Raw genomic sequence first — 12,711 nt, 5'->3', positions numbered from 1 at the left:
CTCTGGATCAAGCCTTTCAGGCGAAACAGAGGGCTCCCACGGCCCCCCCAGAAAGCGCGTGATGAAGGCAGCCACACCATCGCGCAGGATGGTGGTTTCCCATCAGGACCTCACGGATGAACACTCAACAACGCCAGGTAGCCGACCGGCAAATGATCGCGAGCCTCATCGACGACTTGCGCGCAGGCCTGCCCGACACCACGCTGGAGGTGGCCGCACACAGCACCTTGGAGAGCTGGTTGCAACGCTACGCCAAGGCCGCCGATCAGCCATGGCAAAAACAGGCGCTGGCCTGGATCATCGACCCCGACGCCCATGGCCTGGCACTTGCCTACGCAACACCGGCACGGATGAGCGCACGGCAGATCCTGCGCTTCTACGGCTACCCCTACGCCCAGACACCTGCCCAACGCGGCGTATTGATCGACGCTTTGGGCAAGCGCCAGGGCTTTGCCGACAGCCCCGGATTCGCGCCGCTCCAGAATGCCTTCGAAGCATTGCACCAGGACCTGCAAACCCTGTCCCGTGAATTGCGGGCGCTGGTCAGTCGCCTGGACCTGGACGAGGAAACCTTCACCCTGTTCGCCCTGTATCGCACCCGCTGTTGGCTATCCTCCGGTTCATACTGGGCCGATGCAATGAACCGCGGCGCCGCCCTTGTGCAATCATTGACGGAACATCCGGATCTTCTCGCCCTCGCACCGGACGCTGACCTCTATGCGTTCGATCCCGTTGAAGGCACCCTCAGCGGCGGGCGTAACGAGATCAGTCACGCACAATTGTCGACTTTGCCGACCGAGGCCCAATTCGATAGCCTCGTAGAAATCGGCACACACATGCAGACCGTCATCTACAAGGACGCCCGCTTCACCCTGGCGCAATTGCTCAAGCTGCATTCACTGCCGCTGCCCGCAACCCGCGACGAAGCCTGGGATGTGATCGAGCAACTGCAACGCATCGAGACGCTGGCGGTGCCCGCCGGATGTGACTTCGCCAGTTCCGAGCTGGCGCTGCTGCACTACGACAGCCCCGCCAAGGCTCACCCGACGCCTCGCTGGGGCAACTACTGGGCAACCCTGGGCCTGCCCAAACCGGGTGCGCTGACGTTATCGGTGCAACAGCGCACCGACGTCAAAGCCGTGGTCGCGGCATTTTTAGCCGATACCTGCGCCGGTTTACTCACCGTATTACTGGGGACACCACCGTCAGCCGATCCCGATGAATGCTTGCATCGCTTGCTCAACAGCCCTGCCGCACAGCGCTTGGCCGACCGCCTGATCCGCGCCGTAGGCTGGTACGGCCACGCGCCTGGCGAGCCGACCAATCGCGCCAGCCGTGATGCCCTGGTACTCGGCGCATTGATCCTCAGCCTCGACCCCTTGGCCGGTGAGACGCGCTACCGGGTGGCCGGGCTCGACCTCAATCACCCTGCGTTCTGGGGTTGCAACTATGCCGAGCTGCGCCTGGCAATCGAGTTGCACCTGATCGACCAAGGCATCGCCACCGCCCAGACCGCCGCCCTGGTCGCCCATCTGCTGTTGGCAGGCGTAGCGCCTGAATGCCTGGTGCGGGACATCCCCGACTCGCTGTACTTCATGAGCTCCTACGCCTGGATGATTTTCAAGCAGGGCGTACTACAAGCCGAATCCCTGGCCGCCGGCTCGACAAGACAACTGACCTTTATCGACATCATGACCTTGGCCACACACCCAGGGCCCGCCGCTGAACGCCCATGGCGTGAACACTGCGCAACCTCCAGCCTGATCGACTGGGGTCTCGCTCAGGGCCAGTTGCCCCCAGGTGCCGACCACAACCTTGATGCCCTCCAAACGCTGAAACAGCAACTGGAACTGCGCGTGCAGGCGCTCAGAGCGGCAAGCAAGCAGCTGGTCACGCCCCTGATCACCCGGCGAGCCATCGCCCGGGCGGACCTGCAAACAATCTTCCCCAACCACTCGCTGCTGGAAAAAGCCTGCCTGCGCTGGGTCAAGACGCCAGGCAACGCGCCCCCCTTTCGTCGCTCAACGTCAAGACCGCAGAGCCTATTGGACCTGCACATGAGTGGCGACCTTCAACCCATCAGCCCAAAATGGCACTCAACTGATCCGCAGCTTGATCTTGACGCGCTCAAACCGCGCTTCAAGTACTTGAAAACGATCAACACCGTGTTCGACCACGCCGCCGACGCCCACGTGGCACGCCTGAAAAGCGCATACACCCACGCCATCCAATACCTGCTGGCACAGCTACCGCTGGCCGACCGTCAGTCACTGCAATTGGGTGCGCTGCAACTGTGGGTACTTCGCCTACCTGCCCAAGTGCCGCTGGACCAGGAATCACCTGCGCACAAGGCAGCCCGAACCGGGCGCTACGGCGTGTTGCTGCGCTGTGAGCACCACACTGTGGTGACTTATTTCGAGCTGTTCCCGTTGTTCAACCAAGTGCGTAAAAATCCTCGCCTGCCATCGTCATTGCAAGCGGGAGGATGGCCGCTGTCGGTCGCCACCGGCAGTCCCACCAGCACTCACCCGCGCAGCCAGCTGTTTACCGGCAGCCGATTGGCCATCGATTGGTCCGCCTATGCTCAAGGCTCGCCGCCTAAAGTGGACCAATGGGCCAGCGTGATCACCGACCCGTTGCCGTTCGACATCCCTGCCTCCAGCGATGAGCTCCTCCATTTCGACTCGCCACGCTGCCTGGCGATAGCACGCGCAATCACCGACCAACATTTCTTCCTGGATGTCGATGCCCTGCTCACCAGCGCTCGCAGCTCAAACAGCCTGGAGGATCAACGACGCGTCTACGACAGCCTGGCAGACGTGTTGCTGAACTTGATCCCATTCTGGGCATGCGCCCGGGGCCTGGCTTCCGGAGATACCCGACAGATGATCGACGGTGCGTGGAGCTGTTTTTTTGATGTACTGGGGGTGTTTGTGCCAACCCAGGTCTTCGCCTCCCGCGCGGCAGCCGCCTTGCGAAGAACCCTGCCGGTGACCCGCAAGCTATTGCAACTGAGCAAGCTGAGCGCGCTCTATTTGAATGCCACGCTCAACCCGCTCGAGAGCCTGCCGTTCGTATTACGCCTGGGCGTCTACGGCTGGGTGCGCTTGAAACGTGCTGGCCTGCACCTGATCGATGAAGCGCTGGGGCATGCGCGCCGCCGGCTCGTCCAGGGCGCCGGGATCGACTACCGCCGCTTGGTCAACCGCGCAGATGTCGGCAGCGCCCAATTGATCCACGCCGAGGGGGCTACCCCGTTACTGGCGGTCCATCGCGATGCTGGCTGGCACGGCTTCGACCCCTTCAGCGGCCGCCCCTATGGCCCGACGTTGGATGGCTTGCGCCTGGACTCAGCCCTGGTGATCAACCCAGTACACCGGGCCGACGGTTACCTGGCGCGGGTGGTGGAGCCGTTGTTTGAAACGCCACCGCTGATCATCCAGCGCACCGATGCCACCGACCTGCTGGAGCCGCACCGTGTGTGGCGCTGGAACCCGCAAAACCCGGGGCATCTGGACGATATTGCATCACCGGCCCACGTCCATCTCAGCGATAGGTTTGAGCTGACTTGCGCCGCAGGCCGGACCAAACGCAGTCCAGTGCCCACCGTGTGTTTCAGCAAGCGGCTTTATCCGTTCCGAGGCTCGATTCACAAACGCCGGGTTCAAGCACTGGACCATATCCGCCTGACGCCCGGGCCCGTGGTCGCAGGCGCCAAACGCAAACTGGTCTGGCACCGCCATGTACATGAGGTCGATGCAGACTTCGGTAGGTTCAAACTCACCCCCCTACCCACTCAAGAGGCCTTGATCTACAAGCCGCAAGTGCGCGCCCGGCGCATCGACGGCGAACCACAATTCGGCCTGCCCGGCGATGAACTGGACAACCTCCTCAACCACCAGAGCCAAGTTGTGCGCCTCGAGAGCATTTTTGACGGCGTCGACGACAGCCGTACACTCCGGGCAGCCACCCTATCCTTGCCGACTGCTGACTGGTGGGTAGTCGAAGCCGACGTGGGGCTGTTCTACAAAACTGTGGCCACCCCGCTAGGGCCCGATACGCTGCAAATGCAGCAACTGGATTTCAGCCTGGGCGGTGATGATCAGGCGCTGATCCAAGCGTTCTGCAGCTGGCGCAATCAACACTTCAGCGCCGGCGGCATGTTGCCAGACCAACCGCTGGTGGCGCTGCCCACCCTGGAAACCCTCTACCGCCAACTCACCCAACGCGGTTTCACGCCGGCCCGCTTGGCGCGCCTGCGCTCCCAAGCCAGTCGCTTAAGCGTGATGAAACAACGCGAGTTGCTACTCAACGCCTCCGATCAAGGGCGGCGATTGGATGTCAATGTCGTCAACCAGCCGATCCAGCTGGAAGTCTGGCCGCCCAGGCCGCCCGCACTGGGCGCCCCCACTGCAGAGCAAATCAATCGCTATATGGCCGAACAGGCTAACGCCAGCCTTCAGCGCATAGTGGATACCACCCTCATCGGCCGGGCTAACAGCGCTGGCATAGAAACCGCTGAACTACGCCGGCTTAGGGTGGCCGAGCCCATCGTTATGTGGGAGTACAGCAAAATCGGGCACCCTGATTACTCCGAAATCATCCTCAAGACCGGTGCCGGCAATTGCGACCAGATGGCCCATATCGCCTGCGAGTCGATCCGCACCAATGGCGGCACCGCACGCGTCTGGAGCACGTGGCCACCCGCCCATGCCTTCGTCATCGTAGGTACGCCGCCGGCAGGGGTCATGCAAACGCGCAACTTCAGCGAAGCCGGGTGGCAGGACGTGTGGGTCAGCGACCCATGGGCCTCAATCACGTGTCCTGCCGCCCAGTACCTGGCCGAACTGGAAGTCCAGATGAACATATGGGGACTGCAAGATATCCATGTGCGGTTCTACGTCGCCGGGTTGCCTCGTTGGACCCTCGCCAATGACCCGGTATGGATCGCACAACTGAAGAACAGCGACAAACAGCCAAACCCTTGAGGACTACGCGATGGCTGCCATCGTCTAAGCTTCAACCAAGTCCGATCAATCTGCGTGCAGGGATCAATCGACTATGGGCGCACTGTGGCAAACCGACTCGAACAAGGCTGCGCAACAGCGCAGCACTGAGACCCCGGCGCCGTTGCCCGCGAAAAAACACCGCTACACCCGCCGCCTGATCTGGCTGGTAGTGCTGATGGCGTTGATTGCCCTCGGCTTTGCCGCCGCCAAGGAAGTGCGCACCTCGCGCCTGCAAGCCGAACACTTGAGCCGCCTGGCCAACGACCTCACCTACCGCGTGCAACCCGGCCCCAGCGATACCATGGTCTACCCCGGTGCCGGGCCGTTTGACCGGCGCCTGGGCTACAGCGACCTGGAGGGTTTCCTCACACGGCTGCTCAAGCGCGGTTACGTGGTTGAAGCCCAGGCACGGTTCTCTCCGGCGTTGATGGACTACACCGCCAAAGGCCTGTTCGTACCCTACGCGGAAAAGAGCCAGGCTGGCCTGTCGATCACCGACTGCCGCGCGCAGCCGCTGTATCAATACACCTACCCGCAGCAACTCTATGCCCGCTTCGCCACGATCCCGCCGCTGGTGGTGGACAGTTTGCTGTTCATCGAAAACCGCGACCTGCTCGACCCCGCCCAGCCCCAGGCCAACCCGGCGGTAGACTGGCCACGCTTCGCCAAGGCGGCCTGGTCGCAACTTGCGAAAATCCTCCACCTGCCCGGCCAGAGCGCAGGCGGCAGCACCTTGGCGACCCAGCTGGAAAAATACCGCCACTCCCCGGACGGCCTGACGCTGTCCGGCGGCGAAAAACTGCGGCAGATGTTTTCTGCCGGTGTGCGCGCCTATCAAGCCGGGCCGGACACGTTGGTGGCGCGGCAAACCATCGTGCGCGACTACCTCAACAGCGTGCCGCTGTCCGCCGTGCCCGGCCACGGCGAAGTACACGGCATGGCCGAGGGTTTGCGGGTATGGTTCGGCGCCGACTTCAATCAGGTGAACCAGGCACTGCTGGGCCCGGACCTTGCCCCCAAGGCCTTGGCCCTGCGCCAGGTGCTGGCGCTGATCATCGCCCAGCGCCGGCCCTCCCATTACCTGGCCCGAGGCCGCGAAGAACTGGCGCAACTCACCGACAGTCATTTGCGCCTGCTGGCGCAAAACGGCGTGATTGATTCCGCCCTGCTCACGGCGGCGTTGGCGGCGCAGGTCACCTACCGCGACTGGCAGTTGCAACCCACCGTGCAACCGATCGACACCAACAAAGGCATCAGCGTCGCCCGCAGCCGCCTGGCCACCTTGCTCCAACGCCCGCTGTACGACCTTGATCGCCTGGACCTGTCCGCCACTTCAACCCTGCAAGGCCCGTTGCAACAGGACGTCACCGCCTACCTCAAGCAACTGGCCGACCCCGAGTTCGCGCGCCAGACCGGCCTGCTCGGCGAACGCCTGCTGACCCCGGCCAGCACGCCCCAGGTGCGCTACAGCTTCACCCTGTTCGAACTCACCCCCGACGGCGCCCGGGTGCGGGTGCAAACCGACAACACCGACCAACCCTTCGACATCAACGAAGGCAGCAAGCTGGAACTGGGCTCCACCGCCAAGCTGCGGGTGCTCACCACCTACCTGCAAATCATCGCCGAACTGCATGGGCAGTACGCCGCACAGGCCCCGGCAGCGTTGAAAAACCTCCAGTTCGACCCCCAGGACCGCCTGAGCCGCTGGGCCGTGGACTACCTGCTGCAAAGCCCGGACAAAAGCCTGGCCAAGATGCTCGACGCGGCACTGGACCGCACGTACTCCGCCAGCCCCGGCGAAAGCTTTTTCACCGGCGGCGGCCTGCATCATTTTCATAATTTCCGCAGCCAGGACAACGCTCGCAACCCCACCCTGCGCGATGCCCTGCGCGAGTCGATCAACCTGCCGTTCATCCGCCTGATGCGCGACGTGGTGCGCTACACCACCTACGCCGGCGCCAACAACAGCGCGCAACTGCTCAAGGACGACAACGACCCGCGCCGCCAGGAATACCTGGCGCAATTTGCCGACCGCGAAGGCACGGCCTTCCTGCAAAAGTTCTGGAAGAAGTACCAGAAGAAGGACACCCAGGCCCGGCTCGACACCTTCCTCGACAGCCTGCGCCCCACGCCCATCCGCCTCGCCGCCATCCACCGCTACCTGCTGCCCGAGGCCAGCCAGGACAGCTTCAACCGTTTTGTGCGCTCGCACCTGGTCAACGAAAAACTCAGCGACGAGCGTCTCGAACGGCTGTACCAAAGCTATCGCCCCGGCGCCTACGACCTGCCCGACCAAGGCTATATCGCCAAGGTTCACCCGCTGGACCTGTGGTTGCTCGGCTACCTGCTCAACCACCCCGAGGCGACCTTCAGCGAGGTGGTCAAGGCCAGCCGGTTCGAGCGCCAGGAGGTGTATAGCTGGCTGTTCAAGAGCCGCCATCAGAGCGCCCGCGACAGCCGCATCCGCACCATGCTGGAGATCGAAGCGTTCCTGGATATTCATCAGCGCTGGCAGGCCGTGGGGTACCCCTTCGATCACCTGGTGCCGTCCCTGGCCACCGCGATTGGCAGCTCCGGCGACCGGCCGGCCGCCTTGGCCGAGTTGATGGGGATCATCCTCAACGATGGCGTGCGCGGCAAAGTGCTGCGTATCGACAGCTTGCACTTTGCCGCCGACACGCCCTATGACACCCGCATGGTCAATGACCCGGCCCCCGGCAAGCGCGTGCTGCCGATAGAAGTCGCCCAGGCCTTGCGCGGCGCGCTGTCCCAAGTGGTGGACGCCGGCACGGCCAAACGCGTGGCCGGCAGTTTCAAACTGGCCGACGGCACGCCGCTGGCCATGGGCGGCAAGACCGGCACCGGCGATAACCGTATCGAGGCGATCGGCGCGGGTGGGCGAGTAATCAGTTCCAAATCGCTGAACCGCACCGCGACCTTTGTGTTCTATCTGGGCGAGCAGCACTTCGGCACACTCACCGCCTACGTGCCGGGGCGCACGGCGCAGCAGTTCACCTTTACCTCGGCGTTGCCCGTGCAGGTGCTCAAGGGCATGGCGCCGATTTTGTTGCCGTACCTGCAACCGGGCAGCCATACCCTGTGTGCGCCACTGGCTTCAATCGACACTGAAAAATAGCCTGCGTGCCAGCTGCAATTGGATCTCTGCACGGTGCACCTGCAGGGTCGGCACCCGCCCACTCTGACCGCTGCGCATGCGGGAAAACGCCTGGGCTTCGACCTGGGCCTGGGCCTGGCGGCCCATGCGCGCCTGCTCGACGGTCTTGAGGTGAGCAGCGGAGAAGTGGTCATCGAGGTCAGCTTTCTTTTTATAGTGGAAATGGGCAAACGCGAGGGTCTCGCCCGTGCGCGCATTGTTGACCGCGTACTCCTGCAAGTATTCCGGGGGCGGCCCTTTAAGCGGGGAACGCGGGCCACGGCGGACAATCATGACTTCATGGTGTTGGTCGAGGAACGCCACTTCGTCTTGAGTCAGCGGCTGGTTTTTTTTCGCGAGGGTTGCGCGGATTCGCGCAGTTAACCCGGCCTCCTTCAACCGCACCACGGCCGCCCGCAATCGGGTTTCGAGACTGCGCGCCTTGGCCTGTTGCAACGCCGCCAAGCGGGCATGTTCCAGGCTGCGCAATTTCTTCTGGATCGCGTCCGCCACCCACAAGCGCCGCTGCGCCTGGGCCTCCAGCAAGTGTTGCAGGGAAGCCGGATCTTGAGCCCGCGAAGTCGTTGCCTCGACCTTGGTGATATCGCCTTCAACGTCCTGCAACAAGGTCTCGGCGCGTTTCAACAAACTCCCCAACTCGGGGTCGGAACGCCGGGTGGAGGTGGCGGGTTGTTGCTCCCATACGCCGTCGTCCGCCTCGGTGAAGGTACCGATCACACTTCCGCTCGCGTCGGTCAATTGCGCCGTGTGGCTGCCGGCGGCGTCGGTACCGACCACCACCAGGTCGCGGTTGCGCGTACGGATGATTTTCTTGCGGCGGGCGACCGCAACGGTGGGCGTCGGCTGCGTGGGCACGTCGGGTGATAGGGGCTCCAGCAGCGCGCTCAGATCGCGTTCCACCTGTTCGCGCAGGGTGGTGAGCAACGCTTGCAGCTTGCCCAGGGACTCGGCGTCGAACCGCTCCGGCTCGGTCGCGCGCCAGAGGTTGATGCGGTCGTCGGTCTGCGCCAACACGTGGTCTATGCTGTCGAGCAATTCGATCTGCTCGGCATCGCTGGCTTGCAGTTGGGGCAATTCGGCCAGGGAGCGTGTCGCCCAGCGGGCGCGTTCGAAGGTGTGCTTGAGGCTGTCCAGCAACTCGGGCTCATACACCGAGCCGGGCACATCGATGGCCAATCCGGCCAGGGTGCCCAATTGCAGGGACTGCAGATCAAGGATCGAGGGACGCGCCGGGATTGTCTCCGCGGCCAGGTCGGCCTTGCGCCGTCCGAACCTGGGGACTTGCCGCAGTTCATCAAAGCAGCGTTCCTCCACGATGCGCCAGTGAATCACGCTTTCGTAACTGGCCGTCAGCTCGCGCATGCCCCGGTTCAGTTCGGCGTAGGCCTCCTCGCCACGACTCAGCAAGGGCAACAGCCGGGTGCTGGCTTGCTGCACCCGGACGCGCAATTGGCCATCCAATATTTGCAGGGTGAGCAGCGTCGAATACAGCAGCTCGCTCAGTTCTTGCTCATAGCGCGGCCGCGGTGCCAGCTCGCGCAAGCGCCGCAACAATTGCACCTCGTTGCGCACATGCTCGATCTTGCTTTCCAGCGCCGTGCAGTAGCTGGCCAGGACACGTGTGCGTTGCGCATCATCAATCGTTTGCGCAGGTTGCTCGGCGAGGTGCCGGGCGATTTCCATGGCTCGCTGGGCGCGCCCGCTCGCGGTGATGGCTTGGCGGTACTGCGCCTCCAGCACCTGGGGGTCGGCCGGCGCTTGCGCGGCGCCATCGGCCCCGCCGCTGAGGCGCAATTGCAGATCCACCTCCCACACCCCCGGGGCGACGGCTTTGAGCCAGGGGCCAAGGCGATTGCCGTCGGCGCTGGTCACCCGCACCCGCCCGCCTTCAACCCGCACACGGTATTGATGCCCACGCACCAGCGCATCCCATTGCGTCGGGGTCTTTTGTGCGTCACGCAGCAAGCCTTGCCACGGCCCGCTTTTTTCCGCGCCGGGCAGCGTTTTTGGCCAGGGTTCGGCAAAGGTCTTGACGCTCATCGCCTGCAGCCGCGCCAGCAACGCCGGGGTCAGCGCATTACGCGCATTGGCCCAGCTGGCGGGCGCCGTGAAACCGACAGGAGGCAGCCTGAGCACCGGCGCAACGGGGGCGGTGTCCGCCTCGGCCAAGGGCGCAAAGACCGGGTGTTCAAGGGCCACATGCCGACGCACATCATGGGGCGCGGCCTGGTGCGCGAGCACCACCATCAGGTTGGCCAGCATGTCCATCAATGCGATGTTGCGGGCCTGCAGGTCAGTGCTTTGCAGCGCGGCGATATCCTGCTCGGCAGTGTCCAGCAACTGCACCAGCCAGCCCACCAGCATCAATGGCCCGGACAGCAACGGTTGCAGGGTGCCAAACACCAACCAGCCGATCTGTTTGAGGCTGGCCCAGCGTTGCTCGGCGTTGGACACCGATTGCCGGTCCGCCAGCGTCACCAGCGCCTCGGCCATGGCGCTGAACAATTGGTGCGCCGGGTCGAGGCTAGAGACGGTCTTGCTCAACTGCGCAGGCGCGGGTTTCTGGTACGTGGTGAACTCGTCCCCCGGCAGAAAATGCCGCACATGGGGCTCGTGAAAACCATTGTTGGCGTACACCGCCTGGCGCCGCGCGTCGATCCAGGTCAATACGCTGTCCTGCAGCGCGCCGGGTTGCTTGATCGCATCAAACAACCCGGTCAATGAGGTGAACGCCTGTAACGACGGCTCGTACAGCGGGCGATAGAGCACGTGGCAACCATCCTCGCCCTCCTGCGGGCCGATGACGAACATATTGGCCACCCGGTCTGCGGTGGCGGTCGCCGTCGCCTTGAGCGCCAACGGCCACAACGCCATCGCCCGGCCATCGACCTTACGCTCCGTGGCGCTGGCGCGCAGGGCCGCCCGCAGCCGACGAAAACCCTCACGGGTCATGCCATGCTCGCCCTTGATCTGCCACTCCAGCGCCTGCATCGGCAATTGAATGCGCAATTGCTGGCTGAAACGCCGACAACGGCGAGTGGCGTCCGCGCGATCATCGATCAGGTGTTTTTTCAGCATCGCCGGGTAGGCCTGGCCGACATCCGCCGCGCTCACGCAGGCCTTGAGCAGCGCATACGTCAGCCAGGCCGGGGCCGTGGCGCCCTTGAGACGAATCGACTTGGCGGTGTAGCCATGACCGGCGAGGTTTTCCAGGGCCAGGTCGGTCAGGCTGAGGGTCTGCGTGTGCACTTCACCGGCGATGAAGCCGCCGGGCACCGGCACTGCGGCGGCGATCACCCGGTCGAAGGTCAACTCGATATCGGCAGGATGAAGGTTCGCCGCGCGGGGCTCTTTGCCCAGGCAGGTGGTCAGGCGCCCGTCGGCATAGCTGCGCAAGGTGGGGATGCCGTCCAGAAAGTGCTGGTAGCCGTGCTGCTGGCGGTCCAGCACCAGGGCCTGGAGCAACTGCGCGTAGTCGATGCACGCGTCACTGTCGGCATGGGCCAGCCAGGGCGGCAGGTGGTCACGCAGGTATTGCTGGCGGGCGCTGAGGTTGGGTTCGAACCAACGGCGGCTGTCGGTGATGATCGCCAGCAGCTGCTGATAGTCCTCGAGGCTGCGCGGCACCCTGAGATCGAGGCTGGCGATTTCCTGCAACTGGCGCTGCAAATAACTGGCGGCCAAGGCATCGAAGGGATCGCCCTGGGCATCCAGCGCGAACCATTCGCCGGTCAAGGGCGCCAGCAACGGGCTGGCATGGGCCGGCAACAACGCTTGGACTGCGCCGAGGTCGTCCAGCACCTGCACGCCACTGGCCGCACTGAACAGCACCACGCCCGGGCCGGACGGTTGGCTGAACAGCAGCAACGGCAACATCTGCGTAGCGGCGCCGGTGCGCACATGCACCGTCTGCACCCGCAGTGCCGGCCCGTGGGCGCTCCACAGACGATTGGGGCGGCGTGGGTAAAACAGCGACTTGGGGAGCACCACGGCAAACTGTTGCGCGTTCATGCCGGGTGGCCGGGGGGTGTCGTAAAGCAGTTCCAGCAGTTCATCGGACAGGTAGCCCCAGCGCGTCATGTTCACCGGCAGCGCTTCACGCCACCAGGCTTGCAGACGCCGCGCGTACAACCCCAGCAGCTCGCTGCCGCAGCGGTTGATGAGCACCTCCACCTGCGCCAGGCTGAGGTTGCTCGGCACATAGACCTCGCGCACCCGTGTTGCCGCCCGATGATACTGCTCCACCAGCAAGGTCGGCCGCCCGGCGGCGAGGCGTTCCAGAACCCACGCGGTGACCGAACGGAAAGGCCCGCTCGGCCCGGCAATTTCAAGATGCCCGGCGTTGTACTTGCCTTCGGCGAAATGCACATCCAGGTACGCCTGGGCGCTGTCAGCAGCCACCGTGGCAAGGGAGGGCGGGTCAGCAAACACGCTGCGAATTTCGTCAATATGGCCTTGGCGCAAGGAAATCGGGCGGGTGTCAGTGGCGGTCATCAACACAATTCTCGGTGAAGTTCAAAGGCCCAC

The 12,711-nt window shown here is 64.0% G+C and carries 3 protein-coding genes; 2 read left to right on the top strand and 1 reads right to left on the bottom strand.

Annotated features, from left to right (window positions below; all coding sequences use genetic code 11):
• Positions 1-116 precede the first annotated feature (116 nt).
• Positions 117-4,988, top strand: coding sequence for a hypothetical protein (locus PSH87_RS05650; protein WP_305432848.1), 4,872 nt, complete (start codon positions 117-119; stop codon positions 4,986-4,988).
• A 73-nt stretch (positions 4,989-5,061) separates the two neighbouring features.
• Positions 5,062-8,145, top strand: a complete 3,084-nt coding sequence (locus PSH87_RS05645; RefSeq protein ID WP_305432847.1) for a transglycosylase domain-containing protein — start codon at positions 5,062-5,064, stop codon at positions 8,143-8,145.
• On the opposite strand, the gene PSH87_RS05640 is transcribed toward PSH87_RS05645, so the two are convergent.
• The gene (locus PSH87_RS05640) at positions 8,125-12,678 is read right to left on the bottom strand and encodes a hypothetical protein (RefSeq protein WP_305432846.1); all 4,554 of its coding nucleotides are present in this window, start codon (positions 12,676-12,678) and stop codon (positions 8,125-8,127) included. The two genes, PSH87_RS05645 and PSH87_RS05640, sit on opposite strands and share 21 nt — an antisense overlap.
• Positions 12,679-12,711: the final 33 nt, after the last annotated feature.

Source organism: Pseudomonas sp. FP453 (genome assembly GCF_030687495.1).
Lineage (GTDB): Bacteria > Pseudomonadota > Gammaproteobacteria > Pseudomonadales > Pseudomonadaceae > Aquipseudomonas.
Note: the sequence above shows the minus strand (reverse complement) of the source record. Positions and strands in the feature narration are given on the sequence as shown.

Excerpts from the sequence above, each read along its gene's own strand:
- PSH87_RS05650 (WP_305432848.1), top strand. The coding sequence starts at position 117 with ATGAACACTCAACAACGCCAGGTAGCCGACCGGCAAATGATCGCGAGC.
- PSH87_RS05645 (WP_305432847.1), top strand. The coding sequence starts at position 5,062 with ATGGGCGCACTGTGGCAAACCGACTCGAACAAGGCTGCGCAACAGCGC.
- PSH87_RS05640 (WP_305432846.1), bottom strand. The coding sequence starts at position 12,678 with ATGACCGCCACTGACACCCGCCCGATTTCCTTGCGCCAAGGCCATATT.